The sequence below is a fragment of the Mesorhizobium sp. P2_E10 genome (genome assembly GCF_056404235.1).
In genome coordinates this window covers 23,685-47,523 of the sequence record NZ_JBFUEK010000018.1, presented here as the reverse complement: position 1 = coordinate 47,523, position 23,839 = coordinate 23,685, and the positions used below count along the sequence as shown (strand labels likewise).

The 23,839-nt window shown below is 56.8% G+C and carries 19 protein-coding genes; 2 read left to right on the top strand and 17 right to left on the bottom strand.

From position 1 onward, the window contains the following. Positions 1-2 precede the first annotated feature (2 nt). From AC1D0N_RS28065 to AC1D0N_RS28050, 4 genes are read right to left on the bottom strand one after another with little or no spacing between them, the layout of a single operon-like run. On the bottom strand, positions 3-1,547 hold the full coding sequence (locus AC1D0N_RS28065; protein ID WP_477249469.1) for a UxaA family hydrolase: 1,545 nt from the start codon (positions 1,545-1,547) through the stop codon (positions 3-5). 60 nt (positions 1,548-1,607) lie between these two features. Then, positions 1,608-2,513, bottom strand: coding sequence for a fumarylacetoacetate hydrolase family protein (locus AC1D0N_RS28060; protein ID WP_477249427.1), 906 nt, complete (start codon positions 2,511-2,513; stop codon positions 1,608-1,610). Positions 2,514-2,522: 9 nt separating this feature from the next. Next, on the bottom strand, positions 2,523-3,200 hold the full coding sequence (locus tag AC1D0N_RS28055; RefSeq protein ID WP_477249426.1) for a hypothetical protein: 678 nt from the start codon (positions 3,198-3,200) through the stop codon (positions 2,523-2,525). Then, positions 3,193-3,909, bottom strand: a complete 717-nt coding sequence (locus AC1D0N_RS28050) for a fumarylacetoacetate hydrolase family protein (protein ID WP_477249467.1) — start codon at positions 3,907-3,909, stop codon at positions 3,193-3,195. The genes AC1D0N_RS28055 and AC1D0N_RS28050 overlap by 8 nt, the downstream gene beginning before the upstream one ends. Before the next feature lie 195 nt (positions 3,910-4,104). On the opposite strand from AC1D0N_RS28050, the gene AC1D0N_RS28045 reads away from it, so the two are divergent. Next, positions 4,105-5,595: an FAD-dependent oxidoreductase gene (locus tag AC1D0N_RS28045; RefSeq protein ID WP_477249425.1), complete on the top strand. Its 1,491-nt coding sequence runs from the start codon at positions 4,105-4,107 to the stop codon at positions 5,593-5,595. A gap of 65 nt (positions 5,596-5,660) precedes the next feature. Further along, on the top strand, positions 5,661-6,422 hold the full coding sequence (locus AC1D0N_RS28040) for an IclR family transcriptional regulator (protein ID WP_477249465.1): 762 nt from the start codon (positions 5,661-5,663) through the stop codon (positions 6,420-6,422). A gap of 104 nt (positions 6,423-6,526) precedes the next feature. Here AC1D0N_RS28040 and AC1D0N_RS28035 read toward each other — a convergent pair whose 3' ends face one another. From AC1D0N_RS28035 to AC1D0N_RS27975, 13 genes are all read right to left on the bottom strand, one after another. After that, a complete protein-coding gene (locus tag AC1D0N_RS28035) occupies positions 6,527-8,134 on the bottom strand; it encodes a GMC family oxidoreductase (RefSeq protein WP_477249423.1) in 1,608 nt (535 codons plus the stop codon). 82 nt (positions 8,135-8,216) lie between these two features. Next, a complete protein-coding gene (locus AC1D0N_RS28030) occupies positions 8,217-9,068 on the bottom strand; it encodes an ABC transporter ATP-binding protein (protein ID WP_477249421.1) in 852 nt (283 codons plus the stop codon). After that, positions 9,065-9,865 carry an ABC transporter permease gene (locus tag AC1D0N_RS28025; protein WP_477249420.1) on the bottom strand — a complete coding sequence of 267 codons (801 nt, stop codon included), beginning with the start codon at positions 9,863-9,865 and terminating at the stop codon, positions 9,065-9,067. Before AC1D0N_RS28025 ends, AC1D0N_RS28030 begins: the two co-directional genes overlap by 4 nt. 82 nt (positions 9,866-9,947) lie before the next feature. Next, positions 9,948-10,955, bottom strand: coding sequence for an ABC transporter substrate-binding protein (locus AC1D0N_RS28020; protein ID WP_477249418.1), 1,008 nt, complete (start codon positions 10,953-10,955; stop codon positions 9,948-9,950). A gap of 44 nt (positions 10,956-10,999) precedes the next feature. Beyond that, complete coding sequence (locus AC1D0N_RS28015; RefSeq protein WP_477249416.1) at positions 11,000-11,752, bottom strand: ABC transporter permease; 753 nt, start codon at positions 11,750-11,752, stop codon at positions 11,000-11,002. A 611-nt stretch (positions 11,753-12,363) separates the two neighbouring features. After that, complete coding sequence (locus tag AC1D0N_RS28010; protein ID WP_477249414.1) at positions 12,364-13,662, bottom strand: NAD(P)/FAD-dependent oxidoreductase; 1,299 nt, start codon at positions 13,660-13,662, stop codon at positions 12,364-12,366. A 1,257-nt stretch (positions 13,663-14,919) separates the two neighbouring features. Then, positions 14,920-15,804, bottom strand: coding sequence for a formyltetrahydrofolate deformylase (purU, locus tag AC1D0N_RS28005; RefSeq protein WP_477249412.1), 885 nt, complete (start codon positions 15,802-15,804; stop codon positions 14,920-14,922). Positions 15,805-16,347: 543 nt separating this feature from the next. Beyond that, a complete protein-coding gene (locus AC1D0N_RS28000) occupies positions 16,348-17,754 on the bottom strand; it encodes an aminotransferase (RefSeq protein WP_477249410.1) in 1,407 nt (468 codons plus the stop codon). A 165-nt stretch (positions 17,755-17,919) separates the two neighbouring features. Continuing rightward, positions 17,920-18,417 (bottom strand): Lrp/AsnC family transcriptional regulator, encoded by a 498-nt coding sequence (locus tag AC1D0N_RS27995; protein ID WP_477249408.1) that lies wholly within the window; start codon positions 18,415-18,417, stop codon positions 17,920-17,922. 210 nt (positions 18,418-18,627) lie between these two features. Further along, positions 18,628-20,172 (bottom strand): fumarate hydratase, encoded by a 1,545-nt coding sequence (locus tag AC1D0N_RS27990; protein ID WP_477249407.1) that lies wholly within the window; start codon positions 20,170-20,172, stop codon positions 18,628-18,630. Between the two features lie 6 nt (positions 20,173-20,178). Next, complete coding sequence (locus tag AC1D0N_RS27985; RefSeq protein ID WP_477249405.1) at positions 20,179-21,606, bottom strand: NAD-dependent succinate-semialdehyde dehydrogenase; 1,428 nt, start codon at positions 21,604-21,606, stop codon at positions 20,179-20,181. A 201-nt stretch (positions 21,607-21,807) separates the two neighbouring features. Further along, positions 21,808-22,734 (bottom strand): LysR family transcriptional regulator, encoded by a 927-nt coding sequence (locus AC1D0N_RS27980; RefSeq protein WP_477249463.1) that lies wholly within the window; start codon positions 22,732-22,734, stop codon positions 21,808-21,810. A gap of 126 nt (positions 22,735-22,860) precedes the next feature. Further along, a complete protein-coding gene (locus tag AC1D0N_RS27975; protein ID WP_477249403.1) occupies positions 22,861-23,760 on the bottom strand; it encodes an HpcH/HpaI aldolase/citrate lyase family protein in 900 nt (299 codons plus the stop codon). Between the last annotated feature and the right edge of the window lie 79 nt (positions 23,761-23,839).

Below are 23,839 nucleotides of genomic sequence, written 5' to 3'. Positions count from 1 at the left end.
TGTCACACAGTCGCGCCAAGGACCCAAGGCGCGAACTCGTTAGCGCCGAAATCGAAGCTTTCGCTCTTTGATCGGGTCCCTGAAGCAACGTCGAGAATGAGATCGAAGATGCGCTGTCCGCATTCTTCTACGCTTTCGGCCCCTGTGATGACCTCGCCGCAGTTGATGTCCATGTCGTCCTGCATGCGTGTGTACATAGGTGTGTTGGAAGCGAGCTTGATCGCTGGCGAGGGTTTGCACCCGAAAACACTGCCCCTCCCGGTTGTGAAGCAGATTAGGTTTGCACCTCCAGCGACTTGGCCGGTAGCAGAAACCGGATCGTATCCCGGGGTATCCATAAACACGAAGCCGGGACCTCTCACAGGCTCGGCATACCCCACGACTTCGACGAGGTTGGTAGTTCCCGCCTTTGCCATCGCCCCTAGTGATTTTTCAACGATGGTACTTATCCCTCCCGCCATGTTGCCGGGCGAACGATTGTCGTTCATCACGGCTCCTTCGCGTTGGAAATAACTCTCCCACCAGGCCATGTGCTGCAAGAGTCGCTCACCCACCTCGCGTGAGACGGCGCGGCGTGTCAGCAAATGCTCGGCTCCGAAGGTCTCAGGCGTTTCCGAAAGGATAACGGTGCCGCCATTTCGCACCAGGATATCGCTTGCCGCCCCGAGCGCCGGGTTCGCGGTCACGCCTGAAAGACCATCAGATCCACCGCATTGGAGGCCGACCACCAGTTCACTCGCTGGAATTGGTTCGCGCGTGACGCGATTGGACTCTTCAAGCACCTCACGGACGAACGAGACTGATGCCTCAACAGTCCTGCGTGCCCCGCCCATCGTCTGAATATCCATGCTGCGGACGCGACCGGCCAGCCCCTGTTCCTCAAGGAGACCGCCTACCTGGTTGACTTCGCATCCTAGGCCAAGGACCACAACATGGCTGAAATTTACATGACGGGCGTACCCTCCCATGGTCCGACGTAAAAGCCGAAGAGGCTCGCCGCTCGTCATCCCGCAGCCGGACTTGTGCGTCAGAGCTACAACGCCGTCGACGTTCGGGTAGGCTGATAGGGGATCGTCCCCCTTAAACGGGTTCTTGCGAAAGACGTCCGCAACGAGTTCAGCCACGTGGCTGCTGCAGTTCACTGTGCTCAATATGCCCACGTAATTACGAGTGGCGGCACGGCCATCTGGCCGTCGAATGCCCATAAACGTGGCGGGCGTATCCACGTATTGGGTTGGCGTGACAGCTGAGCTGAAGGCATAGTCTTTCTCAAACTCGCCCATAGCCATGTTTTGAAGGTGAACGTGGCTGCCTGGCTGGATGTCACTTGTGGCAAAGCCGATAACTTGCCCATAGCGCAGGACAGGCTCACCTTTCTGTATCAGCCGTCGCGCAACCTTGTGTCCTGCGGGCACTGCGTTCACGGTCACAAGCCCGCTGCCCAAGTCGGTACCGTGAAGCAAGGCTCTCCGAGCAATCAATACGTTATCGGCGGAGTTCAAGGTCAGAGTGGCTTCCGCGCCGAGCAAATTGGTTTCAAGCTGCATCGTCTTCTCCCAACCGGCATAGAGGGTCATCGTTAAGGCCGTCCCGGCGAATTCTGAGGCCTAAGCGTCCGGCGCAGATCCGGTTATTGTCCCGTGAACGCGCGCCTCGCTGCGAGGCCGCCTTGGAGCGGCGACGACAACTTGACGCTGGCTACCAAGGCCCGTCGCTCCCAATTCCACGACATCACCTTCGTTCAGAAACTGTGGGGGTTTTAAACCGAGCCCAACACCGTGCGGTGTGCCGGTGGTGATGACGTCGCCAGGCTCTAGGGCCATGAATTGGGAGATGTAAGATATCAAATAGGCAAACGAGAATATCATCTTCCCTGTCGTGCCGGCCTGCCGAGAGACACCGTTGACTGTTAGCCAAATGTCGAGGTTTTGAGGATCGGATACCTCATCAGGGGTGACGAGCCACGGACCCAAAGGGCCAAAGCCAGGGCGAGACTTTCCTTTCATCCACTGTCCACCTCGGTGAATCTGGTCGCGCCGCTCAGAAACATCGTGACAGAGCAGGTAACCGGCGACGATGGAGAGGGCGTCAGATTCGGGGACTTGAAAGCCATGCTCGCCAATTACGACGGCGATTTCAGCTTCCCAGTCGAGCATGTCTGAACCCGCTGGCATTGGAATGTTGTCCATCGGGCCCGAAATTGAGGACGGTGCTTTCGAGAAGACGACAGGCTCCTCGGGTATAGGCGTGCCGGTTTCCGTCGCGTGGTCAACATAGTTGAGGCCAACCGCGATAAAGTGACGAACGTCCGAAACCGGAGGGCCTAGACGAACGTCCTCGGGAATTACAGGCAGCAGTGCGACATCTAGGGAGCGAAGGTGATCCATAGTCCGTCGCGAGAGTGTCTCACGGCCGATGTCATCGATAACGCTGCTAAGATCCCGGATAGCACCTTCCGCGTCTAGTATTCCTGGCCTTTCGGCGCCGGCAGCACCGTGTCGCAACAGTTTCATGACAACCTCTCAGCCTGCCGCCGTTTCAGTCTTCAGTCGGGTGTATTCTAGCTGGTAGCGACCTATTCTCGGTCGGCTGACATAGGGATGTTGCAAGATCGACTGTGTCGGGGACCAAAGGGCTTCAATGTTGCACCCCTCGAGGACAATGAACCAAGCCGGAGGCGCATCGTAGTCACTCTCTTTGCGGGTTTCGGCCGTCTTAGTCTGCGTAGCATCATCATCAGATCGACACAGATGGGCCCCGGTTAGGAGTGGGGCTTGCGACAAAGCTTTCAGAACGTCCGTGAGCTCATTAACCGCATTCTTGGGCGCCTCAGAGGGAAGTTCGAATCGCACCGTCGCAACAGCACCGCCTGGTCCTGCACCACCGGAATACAGCACTCGGGCTAGACCGCGCGACGTGTTGAGGAAGTGGGACGTGGCTCGACGCGTCCAGGCCGTCGGTGCATTCAGACGCTTTGCATATTCGGGGCCGACTAGGACATCGAATTCATCGACTTCGTATAATGTGAAGAATTCCGGATGGGTGCATGCGTCGGCTGCCCTGTATCGGCGTCCCCGCAAGAAGCCGGGTATGTCCGTTCGTTCGGGCATGTGCTCGTGGATGTGCCATTGATAGAAATCGAGCCTTCCCTCATTGGCGATACCATTCCAGATACCCACAACGCCGTTGCCGCTAAGCATGATTCACTCCTGCTATGCGCCTGTCCCCAAATGTTACGGATACAGGCTCAAAACCTTCAAATTCTGCAGAGACCACATCACCAGGTCTGGCTGTGACTAGACCGGTGAAACTCCCGGTAGTGACGACGGTACCAGGTTGAATTTCGATCTTGCGATCGCGCAGATCTTGAACAAACCTGACAAGTAACCCGACCAGATCGCTGTCAGGGTGGCCGCCAGTTGTGCGATGGGTCACGACACCGTTCAGTCGCAGACTTACATTTAGAGACGCAAAACACGCCGAAGCCCAGTTCTCGTTAAACGGTCCGCAAACAAGCGCACCGTTGGCTAAAAGGTCTGCAACCATGGCGTTGCGTGAAGCAGGAATAGGCCCGCCCCAACGGCTGGTGACGACCTCGATCGCTGCGCAAGCCCCATCTAAGGCGTCGATCACGCCGGCTTTCGTAACGCTAACCCCTTCCCTAGGCGCGCGAGCGAATCGGAACGCGATCTCGCATTCGACGCCGCCAGTCCCATAGAGATTGGCTCCGAGGATGCACGGGCTGGAGAAGAACCGGCTAGCTACGATGGGAGCTGAAACCAGGTCTCCATCGGGGAGCGCAGTAGCTTTCCAAGCCGCAACTGGAGCCGCCAGCCCCTTTATGACACGCTGCTGGATTTCGAGTGCTGCGGGCCTGCTCACCTCTTGCAAGAGCGCTGCGTCGACCACCAATGGAGAGCCTCCGCCATGTGCGGATAGAAGCCCCTCGGCGAGATAATGAATGTGATCGCTTGCTCTGTGTGACATGATATACTAATTGGAATGGTGTTCTACATAATGCTTAGGCGGTCTTTTCACCGGGGTCAACAGGGAAGTGGAACCGACAGCGGCCACTTTGTGTCAACCCCCGATTCACCCGCCTCAATGGAGATGAAAGCCGTGGCTCGAAAAGGCGCTACATTTGACGTGATCGTAGTAGGCGGCGGAGGATCAGGTCTCTTCGCTGCCGTGGAAGCGGCCGAATTGGGTCGTCGTGTTCTGGTGTTGGAAAAAAACCCGCGCCCTGGGGGCATGACGAATTGGGCTATTGGCTCACTTTCCTCAAGCGGGTCTCCCATGCAAAAGGCGGTAGGGATTGACGACGTTCCCGACGACCACTTCGCTGATATGGCACTTTTCCATGGCGCGCTTTTATCCCGGGACAATCCTGAACTGAGGCGCGCGTTTGTCGACAACGTCCCGCAGACKCTCAAAAAGCTTCTCGACATGGGTGTCGTATTTTTCGGACCAATGCCTGAGCCTCCGCACCGGGTACCCAGGATGCATAACGTTCTGCCCAATTCCCGATCCTACGGACATGCCCTTTATCGAAGGGCAAGGCGGTTAGGCGTGACGGTCCTCCTTAATCATCAGGTGACCAGTCTTGTCCGAGAGAAAGGGCGAATAACTGGCGTGGTCGCGGAAAACGCCGGCGTCGACTGGCAGTTTCTTGCCAGTGGGGGAGTCGTGCTCGCCGGCGGCGACTTCAGCGCCAACCGAGAAATGAAGCAAGCTTATGCTGGTGAAACGGTTTCCCATGCCGATGCGCTCGTGACGACAAGTACCGGCGACGCTATCCGTCTGGGACTAGGCGCTGGAGGTGAGGTTGTAAACGGGGATCTCGTAAGCGGTCCGCAGCTTCGCTTTATCCCGCCCCAGAACAATTTGATGACAAAACTGCCGCCGAACCGGTTCCTTGCACTGGTAATGAAGTGGTCAATGACATATCTCCCCCAGGCTCTAATCCGCCCGTTCATCATGATGTTTCTCACTACTGTTCTGGAACCGCAGAAGAAACTCTACGAGAGCGGAGCGATATTGGTGAATCGGTCGGGAGAGCGGTTTACAGATGAGTGCGATAAACCTCAGTTCAGCGTACCTTTACAGCAAGGCCGTGAGGCCTTTATCGTGCTAGACGGGCGACTCGCTGAAACATTCAGTAAGTGGCCATTCTATATTTCAACAGCGCCCGGCGTGGCGTATGCATATTTGCCGGACTATCGGCGAAACCGGAAGGACATTTATTATCAAGCTGGCTCGATCCAAGGGCTGGCAGCGAAGATTGGTGTTCCAGGCCACACCCTTGAAAAGACCATTGCTGCGTACAATCAAAACCCAAGAGAAGGCACTCCGGGGCTTGTTCGCGCCCCCTACATCGCGCTAGGTCCAGTGCGGAGTTGGGTGCTTACAGAGGGTGGGTTGAGGATCAACGCATCGATGCAGGTCCTAACCCCCGAAGGCAAGGTCATTACCGGGCTATTTGCTGCCGGTGCAACCGGCCAGGGTGGAATCATACTCGAGGGACATGGACATCACCTGGGCTGGGCATTTACCTCAGGGCGGCTTGCCGGGCGGGGGGCGGCGACGATCCCTTAACAATTGACCCGGAGTTCTCAACAGAATATCATTCTTACTGGAACAGGAGATCTCCTTTGCGCGTCGTGAATTCACTTGTTGAGCGCTGCTTTGCGGTGGTCGAACTACTTGCGACGGACGCGGCCGCCATGCGGCTTGGCGAAGTAGCGGAGCGGCTGGACATCCAGAAAAGTGCTGCGCACCGAATGCTAACCGTGTTGTGCGAGATCGGATGGGTCGAACAAGACCCTGCCACCGGGTTCTACAAGCTAACTTTACGGTTAGCCATCCTTGGCCAACGCTTTCTAAGTGCGACGCGGTTGACGGACGTTTGTCAGCCGGTCCTTGAGGACCTAGCTGCTAAAAGCTCCGATTTGGTGCGCATGGCAGTCGTTCAGGGTGAAACACTCACTTGGATTGCTCAGATACAGGGCGCGCATCACGGCCTCAAATATCAACCGGAACTGGTTGCTACAGTCCGTTTGGTGGCAACTGCCAATGGCAAGGCCTACTTATCCACGCTCGGCGACGAGGAAGCCCTCCGCATTGCCCTCAACACTCCGGAGGGGAAATCTTACGCCGGCGGCGTTGAAGCGTTGATGAAGGAACTGAGCACGACGAGGGAGCGTGGTTGGGCAATATCCATTGAGGAAGCCGAATCGGGTGTCGTTGCGATCGCCGCTCCGATTGAAGCCGAAGGCCAGGTGGTTGGCACCGTCAGCGTGGCTGGACCAAGTTCTCGCCTTACCGCAAATCGTCACGCCGGTATCGCTGCGCAAGTAACCACGGCTGCTCGCCAATTGGGCGAGCTCTGGCCCCTGCGAGGACATCCAGGAGATAGGGGCTAGAAGGAGGCTACCCGATCCCGTCGCAACGCCGCACATCGGCTAGCCTCGTTGAAACCTCCCCCGAGCCTTTCTTGCGCCGGGTGCAGCGGTCGGCAGGCGATAGCCTAGGCAGCTTTTAAGAGATCTGCGGCCTTCTCGCCAATGGCAATTGCGGTGGCGTTCATGCCTCCCGATACAGGAGAAGGGATCACAGAGTTGTCAACCACCCGTAGGCCTGAGACTCCCCGCACGCGAAGATTCAGATCAGTCACTGACTTATCCTCAGGGCCCATTTGGCACGTTCCGGCATAATGAGCAGCGGACGCCCCTACCCTGCGTGCATAATCGAACAATTCTTCGTCGGATTGAACTTGACGACCCGGGACAGTCTCCTCGACGCTCCACTGACGTAGTGCGTCCATCGAATAAAGTTCGCGGGCTGTGCGCAGACCTGAGAGAAGTCGAGGCCAATCTCTCGGATCGCTCAGGTAACGGGGGTGRATCAAAGGCTTCTCATGCATGTCACCGGTTTGTGCGAAGATCGTGCCGTGACTATCAGGGCAAACGAGGAAGACCCCGATTGTCATACCCCCCGTTTTCTCCAATTTTCCTGGAGCTGTAGGAGAAAAACTTACGGGGGCAAACATCAGTTGCAAATCCGGGAATCGGGCATCAGGCGAGCTCCGGCAGTAAAGCGCCGCCATACTGGCACCCAACGTGAGTAGCCCACGATTTCGGAATACATATTTGAGGGTCTCGACCGCAATGCGGCTGAATGTATTGGTCTCATTGATAGTCTGGACACCTTTGACCCGGTGAGACATTCTCACAATGTACTGGTCTCGGAGGTTCCGCCCAACTTGAGGCGACGATTGGACGACTGGCACGCCGATCGCTGCGAGCAGATTTGGATCTCCGATGCCGCTTACTTGCAGCAGCTGGGGGGAGCGGATCGCGCCGCTAGAAATGATGACTTCCCTGTTGACCTTCACCCGGGTTTGCTGACCTGCTCGGGTAAACTCGATGCCTTCAACCTTGCGTCCATTGAAAATGATCCGGGTGCAGACGGCGTTGGTCTCGACCCGGATGGAAGGGTTTCGCCTCATGGCCGGTCTGAGATAGGCAGAAGACGTATTGTCTCTAAAGCGGCCGCGGCGATTTTGTTGGAAGAGGCTTGCGCCTTCACGCTGTGGCGAATTCATATCTGAAACGCGGTCATAACCAGCCTCGACGGCGGCCTCTACGAAATCGCCCGCGAGAGGATGAACTGTGCGAAATGGCTCTACTGAGACCGGTCCAGTCCCACCTCGATGCTGGGACTCACTTCCGGAAAACGTTTCTGCGCGTCGAAAATAGGGTAAAAGATCGGAAAACCCCCAGCCCCGGCATCCCAAGTCTTTTGACCACCTATCATATTCCGCAGCCTGCCCTCTGGCAAAGAGCATCCCATTGATCGAACTGCTACCACCCAGCCCGCGCCCGGCAAAAAGGCCAATTTTCCTAGATTTCGTTAATTCCTCAGGCTGCGTCTCATACATCCAGTTAAAGGTGGGGTTTTTCAGAAGGTAGAAGTAACCAGCTGGGATGTGAATGTGAGGATGCCAATCACGTGATCCCGCTTCCACTAGAAGCACCTTGGTGCCTTTATCCTCTGACAACCGAGCAGCCACAACGCAGCCTGCCGACCCCGCGCCGACAACGCAGAAATCCGTCTCGAAAGCCCAGTCATTCATTCCAATCCCCAATCACGCCACGGCCGATAAGAAAGTCTCGCCGTGCGGCAGTTGCCGCGCAGCCCATGCACCCGAAGTCCAGCTAGAACTTGTAAATGCCCAGGTTCTGGAAGGTCTCATGGATCTCCTCAACGTATCTATCGAACTCTGGATACCTCCCAAGATAAGCGGGTCGAGGACGCGGCAAATCGACTTTGATTTCCTTCACAATTCGCCCAGGACTATTGGACATGACGAGAATGCGATCCGAGAGCCCTATCGCCTCTTCAATCGAATGCGTGATGAATAGAACGCTCTTGCGAGTTTCCATCCACAACGTCTCGAGGTCGTGTCTGATCTGGGTGCGTGAAATTGCGTCCAAGGCACCGAATGGCTCATCCATCAGCAAGACTGACGGATCATGGACCAAGGCACGTGCTATAGAAACGCGCTGCTGCATTCCACCAGATAGTTGCCGCGGATAGCGGGACTGCGCTCCGGAAAGTCCCAGCTTTCCGAAAAGCTCATTCGCACGTTGCTGAGTTGCAGCTCGATCGAGCCGCCGAATTTCCTGTTGGAGGAGCACGTTGTCCATGGCTGTTCGAAATTCAAGAAGCAAATGATCCTGAAAAACGATTCCAACGTCAGTCATGGGGCTCGTAAGCTGTTTTCCGTTGACATCGACTGAGCCTGTCGTTGGCATAAGCAAGCCCGCCATGATCAGCATAAGCGTACTTTTGCCACATCCGGATGGACCAAGAACACTGACGAACTCACCCTCAGCTATTTCGATCCGGACAGGGCCAAGTGCACGAACTTTCCCATAATGTTTCTCAATATCTGACGCCACGATAGACCTGCGTGGCCCCGGCGTAACGGACGCCCGCACGCCTCTCGATTCATCGGAGGATCCATACTTGGACCGACCCGTTTTTAAACTCGCAATCTTGGTCACAGGCCTCTCCTCCAGGGCATCATCACAGTTTCCAGGCCAAGCAAGATGCCCGTTAACAACATAGCCAATATCGCAGTGGCAAATACTGCCGCGAACATTAACGCCATATCCATGTAACTCGACGCAGAAAGTATTAATACTTCAAGGCCTTCGTTTGCACCGATGAACTCGACCGTTATGCATGCCGACACCGCATAAACCATACCAATTTTCATCCCGGAGAAAATATACGGTAAGGCCGCGGGGAGCCGGATAAATCGAAACGTCTGCCACGGACTGGCTCCCATCGATTGTGTGATGAAATGCAGGCGCGGGTTGATCGACGAAAAGCCGGCGATGCTGTTCACCAGGATTGGAAAGACGGTCATGATGATCGTCAACCCAATGCGCGGGGTGAACCCAAAGCCAAACCACACAATAAGAAGGGGCGCAGTGATCGTCTTCGGTATGATTTCAAAAAAGACGATCAGGGGAAACAAACTACGTTTCAGTGCGGGGTACGAAGCAATCGCCAATCCCAAGGGGATAGCAATCAGAGTGGCGAAAGCAAACCCGATGGCTACGACATACCCCGTGGCCGCAAAATTGTAGGCGAGTACACCCCGATCTGAGACAAACCTTCCCATGAAGTCGCCCGGCGCCGGGAGGAGGTATACTGGAATGCCAAACCAATCACTGCTGAATTGCCAGGTCACGATAAATGCGACCAACACCAGCGCCGGAGGCAGTATCCGACCGGCCCCATTTAAAACACGTATTTTAACGGGGGTGGCGGATTCAGCGTAAACGTTTGCCATGAATTGTCCTGCACATTGCTGCTAGCTACTTTCTAAAGGTTGGTGGCGGCGCAGCCGCCGCCACCGTCCCGTCTAACCATTATTAAGGACAGGCAGGGGTCTGCGCGGGAAGATAGTCGTCGGTGTGCATGGCCTCGATACCTCCATCGCCCAGTGACCCGAAGGTCGCTGTCAGCACCTCTCCGGTAGCCTTCCACAAGGCCGCAGGCGGCTTGCCCAGGCCTGTAGCGCCAGATACGCAGAAGTCGCTCATGACGTATTTAGTCAAGTCCTCCATTAGCGCGGCCTTTGTTGCTGAGTCGGGGTTTCTCGCGCGAAGCGCATCGACGGCAGCCTCGGGGTTCTTGATAGTTGCAGCGTACCCCTTCAGCGTGGCCTCAACGAACTTTTTGTAGAGCTCAGGATTTTTCTTGAGCTTATCGTCGCGAGCAATAATGCTTAGGCCTACGATCGGGGCGCCGTTGTCCCTGTAGAACATTATCTTAGTTTTAATACCTTTTTCTCCAAGGGGTATCATCACGTCGCCTGGCGTAGCTGATACACCGTCAACTTTTTTCTCGGCGAGCAAACCGAGGTAACCAGAAGCGTCGGCTGAAAGAACATTAATCTTTGACTTGTCAACGCCATTGGCGCGCAACATCGTCTCAAAAAGTGCGATATCTGCAGAGCCTGCAGGAATGGCTATAGTTTTTCCTTCAAGATCCTTTGGTTTTAGGATGGAGGACTCCTCAAGAGAAATGATCCCCCACTCCGGCGCCTGGTAAACTGGGGCAATGATTTTGATAGGTGCGCCTTTCGCTGCTATCGCGATGGCGGAAGAACCGCTCGCCAGTCCGACATCAGTGCTGCCAGCTGCGACGAGCTGCGACGTCGTTCCAGAGCCTTTGCCAGGCTCGATCTCAAGATCGATCCCTGCCGCTTTATAAAAGCCCAGGGCCTCCGCATACTGAATACCGATATCCGAGTTACCTGGCGTCCAGTTGATAGTCAGTTTGAGCTTTTCTGCGCCCATGGCTGGCGTGATGGCAAGCGCAACCACTACCAAACCGGCTTCTGCTGAACGTAGGCAATACTTTAGGTACGTTTTCATGTCGTTCTCCTCTTTTTGATAGTATACAGCCTAAGATGTTTCTCCTAGCCTCTGTATTTACGCATAAACTTTGTTTCTAGAAGCAAGCTTAGCGAATTAAGCACGACGCCGATGAGTGCGGTAATGAGCACGACCGCGATGATTTGTTGAGTATCTCTGTTTCGAGCGCCGATCAGCGCCGCGAACCCAAGCCCGTTGTTTGATGCGAGGAACTCACTGACTACCGCGGTGGTGGTGGCTACCGCGAGGGCGATGCGGAAGGCGCTCATGAGATACGGGAGCATCGCCGGCCAGTCGATGTACCGAAACGTCTGTAGCGTACTTGCGCCCATCGTTCGCGTAACAAAATACAGACGATCCGGGGTGCTTCTTATGCCTGCCACAGCATTTACTAAGACGGGGAAAAAAACGCTGAACCCCACGAGGATCGAAGGAGCGACCACCCCATATCCAAACCAGATGATCAGAATTGGCACCAACGTTATCAGCGGCATGGCCTGCAGAAAAACGACGAAGGGGTATAGCGCTTTTTCCAGCAAGCGAACTTTTGCTAGCGCCAGTCCAGTGGGAACGGCCGCTCCAACGCCGCACCCAAAGCCTATGGCTATTACCGTCAAGGTTGATGCTGCTTGAGCTAAAAAATAGCCGAACTTGGAGCCGACGAGACCGAGCACCTGCTCTGGACTTGGGAGAATGTAATCCGGAACGTGAAGCAATCTCACTGAGACCGACCAAGCCACAGCAAGGACAAGAAGCCAAAACAAGGTGACAACCCAATCTGGCAGCGCGCCGGTCAATCGAAAAAGCCTCGTCATCCTGTCACCGATCTCACCTGGAATGCATGGACATGCGTAGCGCTCACACTTCCTGATCCGTCCATGCGAGGCCTCACTTCTGTCTGGAACACTAACTCAGATAGAACATCATTCCATTAATCACATGCTGGCGTTGTGGTCAATCATGATTCGTAAGTGGGACAAATCCGTCGATTGCTTTCGCGAAGGTGATTAAATCTGCACCTTCGGACGTGGCCTGCAATCTCGGCCTTTCGATCTTAATTCCGCTGCGCACGCTGGGTGGTTCACTTCTCGCTCAGCTTTAGAGCGCCTCAACGGCGCAAGCGCGCCGTCACCGGCAAGCGGCACATTGAAGAGACTTACATAAGGTACGCGGCCCAAGCGCTTCATCTGGAAGGCCGGAGCGCCGCGGCAAGCCGGATCGGCAAAGCCGAACAGGAGGCGATCATTTCCTGCGACGCTGCGACGGAGTAGAGCGGTGATCACGGTGGTTCCAGCCGCGTCTCGTCTGGATGACCTTATACCGAATGAAGGTACATAATCCGCCAGGAAGCCACGGTTAATCCGGCAGCAGGTCCCTGCCGCTCGCGACAGCGAACCGGAAGATTGGTTTAGGATTCGAGGCCGGCTTTCCGACTTTCCATCGCCGAAATGATATGAAAACCGATGGTGCGAAATGGATCAGGTGCCACCCAATTGGCAACGCCCATGGCCGAGGTGACTTCATCTGGATGTCCGATGCCGCGGATCATTTCACCTAAGCGGCGACCGAGCATTGTGCATTTGATGATGCCGCTGCCGTTGCACCCGGTCGAGGCATAGAGACCGTCTTCGATTTGGCCCCACCATGGAGCTGCATTGTTTGTAAACGAAATAGCGCCGCCCCAAACGTGTTCAAAGCTGACATGTCGCAAGCCGGGCCACCGCCGCACGAAGCGCTCGCGCAACTCACGCTCGACCGTTGCATTTGGAATCTCTGCGAGCGAGTGCAGCGAACGAACCATGAGTCGGTCCCGCGCGATGCGGCGCGTAGTAGTACCGGCGCGATGCGCAGGCACCATGCCCCAAGTCGGCCACTGGCCTAGAAATCCAATGTCATCGTCCCTGACTGCCTCAGTGATAGCTGCATATGTAAAGATGGTTGTCATTCGAGACTTGAGATAACCCAGCTTGTATCCGTTATTGGCCAAGACGACGGTCCGGGCGCGTACTAAACCCCCGTCAGCGAGGAGACTCCAACCGGTTCTATCGCGATGAATCTTTCGGACGGGGGTATTCTCATAAAGTGCGATTGAATCCGGGAGGGCATCGGCAAGCCCACGAATTAACATCGCTGGCTGAACTACCCAATCGTTATGCAGCAAGAGACCATATTGGTAGTAGTCGGCACCGGTTCCGTCGCGAATAGCCTCCCGCCCCAAGACAGTGTGCGGCAAGTTCCTGGCCTCCACGACTTCCTTTACTCTCCGTACGTACGCCTCTCCCGCGTCACTCGCGGCGGATCGGATCGCACCGGTCTGTTGCATTCCGCATTCTATGGAATTGTCCACAACTGTCGCTCTTAACCAAGAGAAAGCTTCTTTCATCAACTTAGTCTGGGCGAGGGATGTCTCCGCAGCCATCGAGGCGCTCTGAGCGGCGCCGTACCGCGTCAGCACGTCAGTGCTAAAGAAGCCGGAATTGCGGCCGGACGAACCTTCACCGATCGTAGTCGCCTCGATCACTGTGATGCGAGCCTGCGGATCGAGTTCGTGCAAACGTCTGGCGACTGCGAGACCGGTGTAACCTGCACCTACTATCGCATAGTCGACCTGCTGGTCCGAATTGACTGAAGGACGTGGGATGCGACCCGGCAGCATTGCATTCCAGCCGCTGCGATTCGAGTATTTTGGATATGTTAGCTTCGGCATGTTTATTGGCTCTAGAATCTAAGGTTTTCCCAGATGCAATCCTTAACGGAACATCATTCCATATGCAATGTGATTTCGCGTAGTGGACTTGACACTTTTCGAAACCGCACTGGAATCGGGTGAGAAAATCGTTGAGCCTTGCCAGCAAGACGATAAGGCGTCGCGACCGCCGGCCATCTTCTATGTGGACGAACCGCTGGCCGGCTTCATCCCAATTCGAGATTTCCGACGCTTGCGCGAAAAGCGCCTTCGACTTAGGTCCCTCCACGGATGCTCAATCTCAATTAAAGTGGGATCCGAACAAAAGACTGCGGTCCAGACCCGGGAAGTGTAGAACGCCGGCGTATATGACATATTGTCCTTTACGTCATATTCGATGCGCCTTTGGCTGGCGTCGGCAGGGTCAGTTTCGCGTCTGTTAGACGGGCGTTGGCTCGGACGCTGCACGATCGCGTTGTCCTCGGCGATGCTGACTATTCTTGCGGCGCTGGGGGTTCACAATCCATGGATGGTTCTTTGCCTTGAGCTCTTTGACCGGAGCGGGCGCCGCTTGCAATGATCCTACCTTGCACGCGTCGGTGGGCCATAACTTGCGTAAACGCGAAGTTCCAGATGCGGTCACGCTGATCTCGGTTAAGCTGTTGTCTCTCGATCGTGTCGTTAAGATTTGTTGCAAACGGGATGACTACTTCGAAATAACAAGGAATATTTCCATTTACTTATGAAAGTCGCGTAATCTATCTTATGGAACTTGCCGGCAGTTTCAGTGCAATCCCAGGCCCGCGAGCGTATCTGCGCATCGGTTTCCTTTCTTCCGGAGGAAGACTGCTTCGTCGACGTGGCAGAGCGGTTTCGTAGCTGTTGCTTCTTTCTGCTCAAACCGCCGTTCATGTAATTGTGGAGTTCCTCGATAAGAAGCGGTTTTGCGCGCGCTGCTTGTTGGGTGGAAGATGGAAGTCTTCCTTCGGTTATCAAAAGCCGGACAAGATGCCTGTCAACCTTGCTTCTCCATCTCTGCCGCCCGCGCTCGCCGGCGTGGTCGGCGTCGGCAACGTGCGCTGAATGGAGTTGCCGTATCCCTTCGCCACGCGCCCCTTGGCGCCGACAAATCTGGGGCTAGCCGGATCGTCATCGACAATCACCACCGCAAGCCCAGCTCTCACACCGTTTGTTCGCTCGAGGATCAGAAGCCGCTTGCTTCACCGCTTCAATAACGGCTGCTGCCACCTGTTTGCCGTCGATGATGTGCGCCATCGGTCAGCCCATGCGCTCAGAAGCGTAGCTTCCCGGGCTTGCCGGGAAGACCACAGTTCGGTGGCCGTTCAGGAAGACGCGGTGGTGGATATGGGCGTGGATGGCGCGTGCCAGAACCTGGCTTTCGACGTCACGGCCGATCGAGACGTAGTCCTCCACGGACTGTGCATGGGTGATGCGAGCGGTATCCTGCTCAATAATCGGACCTTCGTCTAAATCGGTTGTGACATATTGCGCGGTTGCGCCGATCAGCTTGACGCCTCGCCCGTAGGCCTGCTTGTACGGGTTGGCGCCCTTGAACGAGGGCAGGAACGAGTGGTGGATGTTGATGATGCGGCCCGACATATTCTTGCACATGGCATCGGAAAGAACCTGCATGTACCGGGCAAGCACGATCAGTTCGCTGCCGGTCTGCTCGACGATGTCGAGGATCTGGGCTTCGGCCTGCGGCTTGTTCTCCTTTGTCACCTTGATGTGGTGGAAGGGAATGTCGTGATTGACCACAACCTTCTGGTATTCGAAGTGGTTGGAAATGACGCCAACGATGTCGATCGGCAGGGCGCCGATCTTCCAGCGGTAGAGCAGGTCGTTCAGACAATGGCCGAATCGCGACACCATCAGCAGCACCTTCATGCGCTTGGTGGCATCGTGGATCTCAGCATCCATCGCAAACTTCTCGGCGATCGGCTTTAGGCCTTCCACCAAGTCGGCCTGGCCGACACCTTCCTCGGAGATGAAGGAGACACGCATGAAAAAGCTGCCCGTGTCGAGATCGTCGAGCTGCGAACTATCGACGATGTTGCAGCCCTGGCCGGCCAGGAGAGTCGCAATCGCAGCGACGATACCGCGAGTCGATTTGCATGAAACGGTGAGTACGTAGTACGTCATTTACGTCACTTTCCTGAATTGCCGGGCATATTGTCCTTCTGGCGGAGTGATCTCCTCATGGCGAAATCGGACCCCTTCCCTGCCCCGGCTACCTGTAACCCTTGGAGCACCCGTTCGCCGCCTTCGAAGCGACGGTGCCGGGCGAGCTCATCGCAAGTGGGCTTTCGGTGGCTGGAAAGCCTGCCCGTGCCCAGCCGCATGATCCGTGACGATGGATGCCGAGATAGCGATCCGGGGTCATCCACTCAATGCCCAGCCCGAGCATAATGTTGCGCCGCCGAACCCAGTCGGACCTCTAACAATGGCGGCACTAAGCGGGAATTCATGATGCTTTCGTAGCACCTGCAAAATGGGGTGACACGTCCAGCATCCCAAAAAAGGATGCCCTGCCGATCGGGAGTAAACCGGCAGGGCGCGCCGCGCGGAGCTTGGTCTATGGGAGGACCGGACGCAGCGGCAAAAACGGTAGAGCAAGGCAGTCAAGGGTTCATCGCCAACCACTTGAGTTGCCTCCTATCCCTCTTCATCAATGCGCGGCCAGGATCATATCGCTCCCTCGGCCTTCAGCGCACGGTAAGTCGTGTCGACCGATTTCGCGGTCGCGTCAACGATGATGTCAATTTCGTCCCGAGTGATGATCAGTGGCGGGGCAAAGCCGAGCGTATCGCTGTGCGGCATGGCCCGGCCAATGACCCCGTTCTCCAGCAAGGCAGCCGCGGCACGCGCGCCAACCTGCAGCTCGGGCTCAAAAGGTACGCGCGCTTTGGGGTCCCGCATCATCTCTACGCCAGACAGGATTCCAACGCCGCGAACTTCGCCGACAATGGGATGTCCCTCCAGTTCGGCTTTCATGCGCGACAACCAATAGGGCCCGACATCCTGGACATGTTCCAGGATGTTTCTTTCTTTAAGGACTTTGATGTTGGCGAGTGCGGCCGCCGCGCAAAGCGTATGACCGGAATATGTCCAGCCATGGCCCAGAGCTCCGTGCTTCTCCGTTCCTTCTTCCAGGACTTTCCAGACGCGGTCGCCGATAATCGACCCGGAGATGGGGAGGTAAGCGGAACTGACGCCCTTGGCGATGGTGACGAAATCCGGGCGCATGCCATAAAGGTGAGAACCGAATTTCTCACCGGTTCGCGCGAAGCCGCAAACCACTTCATCGGCGATCAGCAAAATATCGTACTTGTCCAGCACCTCTTGAATGGCCGTCCAGTATCCTTTTGGGGGCGGAACGATGCCGCCGGTCCCAAGTGCCGGTTCTCCGATAAAGGCTGCAACCGTATCTGGGCCTTCGGCAAGAATAAGGGCTTCAAGATCGTCGGCGCAGCGTTTGGAGAAGGCTTCCTCGGTTTCGCCCTCAAGCGCCTGGCGATAGTAATGTGGCGTCGTTGTATGGCGCACCAGGTTCAAAGGCAGGTCGAAAAACTTGTGGAAGAAAGGAAGGCCAGTCAGGCTACCAGTGACCAGCCCGGAACCGTGATAACCGCGCTGTCGCGAGATGATCTTCTTCTTTTCAGGACGCCCAAGGATGTTGTTGTAGTACCAGACGAGCTTGATGTTGGTTTCGTTGGCATCCGAACCGGACAGGCCAAAATAGACCCTTCGCATGTTCTGTCCGAAATATTCCACGATTTCCTCCGCCAAACGGGCGACGGGTTCCGTGCCCTGGCTGGCATAGACATGCGCGAACGGCAGATCGTGCGCTTGCTTGGCAATGGCGTCGGCGATCTCCGTGCAGCCATATCCCATATTGACGCAGTAGAGCCCGCCGAAACCGTCGAGGCTCTTTCGGCCTTCAGTATCCCAGATGTAGACGCCTTCAGCGCCGGCCATAATCCGGTTTGGCGTCTCGCCGCGGCTGTGTTTTGCCAAGTGCGTGGACGGATGAAAGACGAAGCTCCGATCCTTTTCCTGAATTTGCTTGGTTCCCAGATTGGTCAGGCTCATTGCCGCTCTCCCTTTGATCGCCCGGCGGAGAACACTTAGTCAGCCGCTCGTCAAGGAGTGATCATACCGCCGGACGCGCCTCGCGTTCCACGGCAATGCGCGGCCGCGACCGACGAATCCACGGAACTTGCGCCAATCTCCGTGGAAAGCACGGGCTGCGGAAACTCACCGCTCTCTTAGTGCAGATAACGGTATCGGCGAATTGGATTTGACGGATTTCGTCACGACCAGGCTATAATATTGGTCGATCCCGAGACCCAGCTGCAGCAACCCCTCCATGAATTCCTGATAGGCAGCCATAGAGGGAACTGCAATGCGCATCAGGTAATCGACGCGGCCCCCGATAGCCCAGCAGTCCATAATTTCGGGGATGCCCTGAATCGCGGTCTCAAAGTGTCGTTGATCTTCGAGGCGGTGCCGATCGAGCACCACCTCCACCATCACGAAAATCACGCCCCCAGTCAGGGACGGACTGAGCCGCGCGTAATAGCCTTCAATAGCTCCTGCTGCTTCGAGTATACGAAGCCGCTCCGAGCAAGCAGACGCCGAGAGATGAACGCGCTTGGCAAGCTCGCTTTTCGATATCCGACCGTCTGCTTGCAGCTCGGACAGAATCCGAAGGTCCCAAGCGTCCAGGCGTACGGTGTTGAGTTTCGACTTCATGGCCTGCCGGAGCTGAATCACGGCCTTACGTTTAGGCCGCTTTTGGGTCCGCGCCAATTGCATCTACGGTGCCGAGCGCCAACTAAACGTTGCGTTCGTTGCCGGTGGCTGGGGGCGTGGGCTCATTCGCAGCTTGCCCAAACCAAGCGCCTGGCTTCCCGTTGCTGGAACCTATGACAGGCGAGGCAGGGTAATTGTTTGACGGGAACATCAAACGCCGATATTGCGCGCGATGCTGTCGGCAGCCATGCGCTTGCGCCATTCAATCGGCCCGGAATTATGAATCGAGTTTCCCTCGACATCGACAGCCATGATCACCGGCATGTCTTGGACCTCGAATTCATACATCGCTTCCATTCCCAGGTCTTCAAAGGCAATGAGCCGTGCCGCCTTGATCGATTTTGATATCAGGTAGGCAGCGCCACCCACTGCGACCAGATAGGGCGTCTTGTGTCTGGCAATCGATGCAATAGCCGTGGGCCCCCTCTCCGCCTTGCCGACCATCGCAAAAAGCCCGGTCTGCGCGAGCAATTTTTCCGTAAAATCGTCCATGCGGTTGGAGGTTGTTGGGCCAGCCGGCCCCACGACTTCATTCCTTACCGCGCGGACAGGACCGACATAGTAGATCACACGTCCCCGGAGATCGACCGGGAGCGGCTCACCGGCATCGATCAGGTCGACCATTCTCTTGTGGGCGGCGTCACGACCCGTGAGCATCTTTCCGGATAGGAGTAGAGTTTCCCCGCAGCGCCACGACGCTGTTTCTTCCCTCGTCAGCAGATCCAAGTTGACCCGGCGGATCCCGGTGGTCTGCAAGTCCTCGGGACCGATCTGGGGCCATTGGGAAAGGTCGGGCGGTTGGAGTTGCGCTGGTCCTTTGCCGTCCAATGTGAACGTCAGGTGGCGGTTGGCGGCGCATTGGGGGATCAGTGCCACGGGCTTGGACGCAGCATGGGTCGGATAGGTCGCGACCTTGACATCAACGACAGTCGTCAGGCCCCCGAGGCCTTGGGCTCCGATCCCGAGAGCGTTAATGCGTTCATAAAGCTCGATGCGGAGCGCCTCCTCAACGTTTGATGGCCCCTTGGCGATGAGATCGGTCATGTCGATAGGCTCGTTCATGGCCTCCTTGGCGAGCAGCATCGCCTTTTCGGCACTCCCACCGATGCCGACCGAGATCAGTCCGGGCGGGCACCACCCACTGCCAAGGGTCGAAACGGTGTCGACCACCCAGTCGGCAACAGACGTGCTGGGGTTAAGAGTGGTGAAACGGGCCTTGTTTTCCGACCCGCCGCCCTTTGCGGCGATGGTGATCTCAATCTGGTTGCCTTGCACAAGGTCGACGTGGACGACTGCCGGTGTGTTGTCGCGGGTGTTCAATCGTCGGCCAAGCGGATCCGAGACGATCGATGGCCGAAGAGGATTGTCGGAGTCGAGGTATGCCCGACGGACGCCTTCATTCACGAGGTCTGCGAAACTGGCCGCGGACTTGATACGAACGCCCATCCCGACCTTGGCGAAAACCACCACGAGACCGGTGTCCTGGCAGATCGGTCGACGCCCAAAGGCGGCCATGCGCGAATTCAGCAGGATCTGCCCTATGGCGTTTTTTGCCGACGGGCTCTGCTCGCGCTCGTATGCCTGCGAGAGGTACTGGATATAGTCTGGAGGATGGTAATACGAGATGTACTGAAGCGCATCCGCGACGCTCGTCGCGATGTCTTCACCGGCAATGATGCGTGTCCTTTTACTCACCAGCTCTTATCCGAATGACCCGAGGCCGTTGACCAGTTTCAGGCTTTGAAAGCTCCGCAGGCCCTGCTCGCCACCTTCATACCCATAGCCGCTCTGTTTGACGCCTCCATAGGGTGCATCCGCGGACACCCCTTTCAGATAGTTTACGCTGACAGCGCCTGCCGAAACACCGCCAATCAGCGCCCGTTTCGCATCGGTGGCGCCAGTGAAGAAATAGGCGGCCAGACCATATTCGGTGGCATTGGCGTCTTCGATAGCCCCCTCGATCGTGTCGAACGGTGCCACGGTCAGGATCGGCCCGAACGGCTCGTCATGAAGCACTTTCGCATCCTTGGGGACCCCTGTCAGGATGGTTGGCGGCCAGTAAAAGCCCGGCTGATCCAGGCGGGCGCCACCGGTCTCGACGCGGGCGCCACGATCGACCGCGTCCTTTACCAGAAGCTGCATGGCCTCGATTCGCCGCGCGTTTGCCATCGGTCCCATCTCGGTCGAAGGGTCGTCGGGCGGGCCGATCTTGATTTTGCGGGCGACGTCGGTCATCCGCGATAGAAACTCCTCATAGAGTGGCCGCGCGACGAGGATTCTGCTGGGCGCATTACAACTCTGGCCCGCGCACTCGAACTTGTATTCTGAAATTGCCGGAACGGCCGTTGCAAGATCCGCATCCGCGCAGACAACGACCGGGGAGTGTCCACCGAGTTCAAGGACACACCGTTGTAAGTTATTCGCGGCGAGCTTGGCCAGGTGTTTTCCAACAGCGGTGGAGCCCGTAAAGGTCAATACTTTCACGATCCGCGAATTGAGCAAGTGCTCAGAAATTTGCGCCGGCACGCCAAAGACAAGATTGACCACGCCGTCAGGGATACCCGCCTGGCGCAGGGCTTCGACCATGTGGATGGCCGCACTCGGTGTCTCTTCAGCCCCTTTGAGGATCACCGGACAGCCTGCCGCCAACGCGGGGGCAAGCTTGCGGGCGATAAGCACTGCAGGATAGTTCCACGGCGTGAAGGCAGCGACGACACCGAGCGGCTCGGGGACGATCATGCGGTTCGGGCCATGTGGAATTGGGGCCGACAATTCTTCGGCGTGTGTGCCGTACCACTCCAGCGTTTCGACGGCGCGCGCGTATTCGCCCGTTGCTTCGGCGATCGTCTTGCCCTGTTCCCTCGACAAATCCTTCGCTGCATCTCCCACCTTCGTGGCCAGGATCCTGGCGGCTGTAACAAGGATGTCGCCGCGATCCTTCGGCGGTCGCGAGGACCAGCCCCGGCGGCTTGCCTCTGCGCAAGCAAGGGCCTCGTCCAGATCCGAAGCCGACGCCGCGGCGACCGAGCCAAATACCGTCCCTGTCGCCGGGTTGGTCACCGTCAGGGTTCCACTACCGTCTCGCCAAGTGCCGTTTATGAAAAGCTGATAGGTGGTGGCGTTGGACATCGCATGCTCCGCTTTAGTGAATTTGCCAGGTAAGCGAACGGCCGACATCCGAACCGTGTCTCGCTGCTCTGCGATTTCACCGCGATAGTTGCATGCGGTCAAATATCGAATGTCGCCCAAAACCATCTCAAATCCAGATCGATACCGCTGACGCAGCCGCGAAGAGCGATAGTACTGGAAGAAAACTCGCTTGAGGACTTGCTAAACCCGGTCCGGAACCGTGGCTGACCAGTGCTTGCCCTCGATCAAAGTCTTTACGACCTTGGGGATCAGCTTGCGGACCGCGGATACGGCTGGAGAGCGCTCATCTTTCGGGTTCACGGCAAGCACAACGGAACGGGTGATCACCGGATCGATAATTTTGACCGTCCGGACCAGGCCTTGAAACGCCTCTTTTTGAATGGCCGACGGGGTAAGGATGGAATACGCCTTTCCTTCCATGACCATATTGATGATCGTGGAAAGGGAGTCGACTTCGAACCTGACGTCCAGAACACAACCGTGCTGGGCAACGACATCCGCCACCGAACGCCTGACATTGTTGTTGCGCATGGGAACCGCCAGTGGAAATGCGTGCAGGTCGGCGAGCGCTATTGAATCTTCGAAGGGCGGTTGACCCGGCGGCACCACAAGGCAAAATTCTTCGCGGGCCAGCACCGCCATTTGCCCAACGCTCTCGGCCGTGCGGTAGAGGACAGCCAGATTGAAACGGCCAGCAGCCATCCACTCCTCCAGCGGTCCGGTCATGCCCTCGATCATCTTAAGTGAGATCCTCGGCAATTCGCTTCGTACCGTTTCAAGCAGGGGACCGCTAAGGACGCGAGCAGCTCCGGACGGAATGCCAATGGTCACCTCTCCGGAAGGAGCAGCCACCGAGTTGGTCAGTTCGGCCTCAGTAAGCTGAATTTCCTTCAGGATGATCCGGGCTCGCTCAAGCAGCTTGTCTCCCGACGCCGTGAGGCTGACGCCGGTCCTGTCGCGAACCAGCAGTTGGGTGCCGAATCCTTCCTCCAGCTGACGTACATGCAGGCTTAGAGCGCTTTGAGCAACGTTGAGGGTCGCTGCTGCCTTCGTGAAGCTGCCGGCTTCGACGACGCCGACGAAGTATCTTAACTGCCTGATGTCCACGATGAACAAATCCAACCGAGGCATGATCCCCAGTGCTTTCATATCTATCTCGAAACGAGATGGCAGGCAAGTAACAAACCGCCGGACAATGGCTCGAACCGGCGCCTTTTCGCCTATTACAACGAGTCAGTTCCCAGCCAGAGCCAGGATCTCGTGGGCGCGGCGCACCACTGGCGGATCAATCATCTTACCATTCAACGAGAATGCGGACAGTCCACGCGTGGTGGCATCGTTTTCCGCCGCGACGACACAACGGGCCCAGTCGAGTTCCTGTGCGCTTGGCGAGAAAGCCTCGTTGAATATGGCCACCTGTGTCGGATGGATCGCCAATGCTCCGGCAAAGCCAAGCCGCCGGGCATGCACCGCGGCTTCACGAAGTTTATGATTGTCGGAGAACTCGCCGATGCTTCCGATGAAGCCTAGCGGGATCAACCCGGCCGCACGGGCGGCAAAAAGCACAGAAAGGTTCGGCGTCAAGAGAAGGTCGAATTCCGGGGCGCCGCCAACAGAGGCACTGAAGTCTTCAGGACCAAGCGCCATTGCAATCATCCTGGGATGGGCCGACGCAATGGCGGCAAGCCTTTGCAAGGCGCCCGGGGTCTCGATCTGGGCAAGAAACCGGATGCGTCCCAGCGGAAGATTTCTTTCACGTTCAAGTTCCGAAACCGTATTCGCGATCTCTAATACCCACTCTGCCGAATCCGTCTTTGGAAGAACCAGTGCGTCAACACCCGCCATCACAGCTGCATCGAGATCGCCCGCCAGGGCGCGCAAACCACGATTTACGCGTACCAAAACAGATGCGCCTTTCCGACCCACCTTTGCCACGCATTCAGGAAGCTGCTTGCGTGCCTCGCCCTTCTGATCCTGGGGAACGGAGTCCTCGAGGTCGAGTATGATGCCATCTGCCCCGCGCTCGTGGGCAGCCTCTACAAAGCGCGGAACGTGAGCGGGAACGAAGAGCAGGGATCTCCAGCGGGGTACAGACATCGCGCTTTCAACGTTCGAAACGTTATCCTTGATCATCGAGCCTACTCTGAGCTTGCTGGGCCGCCGGTGCGCTTAGATGAGCCGAAGACGAAGGCTCCGTGTAAATCGCAAGCGC

Excerpts from the sequence above, each read along its gene's own strand:
- purU (WP_477249412.1), bottom strand. The coding sequence starts at position 15,804 with ATGACGTACTACGTACTCACCGTTTCATGCAAATCGACTCGCGGTATC.
- AC1D0N_RS28065 (WP_477249469.1), bottom strand. The coding sequence starts at position 1,547 with ATGCAGCTTGAAACCAATTTGCTCGGCGCGGAAGCCACTCTGACCTTG.
- AC1D0N_RS28055 (WP_477249426.1), bottom strand. The coding sequence starts at position 3,200 with ATGCTTAGCGGCAACGGCGTTGTGGGTATCTGGAATGGTATCGCCAAT.
- AC1D0N_RS27995 (WP_477249408.1), bottom strand. The coding sequence starts at position 18,417 with ATGAAGTCGAAACTCAACACCGTACGCCTGGACGCTTGGGACCTTCGG.
- AC1D0N_RS28025 (WP_477249420.1), bottom strand. The coding sequence starts at position 9,865 with ATGGCAAACGTTTACGCTGAATCCGCCACCCCCGTTAAAATACGTGTT.
- AC1D0N_RS28060 (WP_477249427.1), bottom strand. The coding sequence starts at position 2,513 with ATGAAACTGTTGCGACACGGTGCTGCCGGCGCCGAAAGGCCAGGAATA.
- AC1D0N_RS28020 (WP_477249418.1), bottom strand. The coding sequence starts at position 10,955 with ATGAAAACGTACCTAAAGTATTGCCTACGTTCAGCAGAAGCCGGTTTG.
- AC1D0N_RS28010 (WP_477249414.1), bottom strand. The coding sequence starts at position 13,662 with ATGCCGAAGCTAACATATCCAAAATACTCGAATCGCAGCGGCTGGAAT.
- AC1D0N_RS28000 (WP_477249410.1), bottom strand. The coding sequence starts at position 17,754 with ATGAGCCTGACCAATCTGGGAACCAAGCAAATTCAGGAAAAGGATCGG.
- AC1D0N_RS27985 (WP_477249405.1), bottom strand. The coding sequence starts at position 21,606 with ATGTCCAACGCCACCACCTATCAGCTTTTCATAAACGGCACTTGGCGA.
- AC1D0N_RS27975 (WP_477249403.1), bottom strand. The coding sequence starts at position 23,760 with ATGATCAAGGATAACGTTTCGAACGTTGAAAGCGCGATGTCTGTACCC.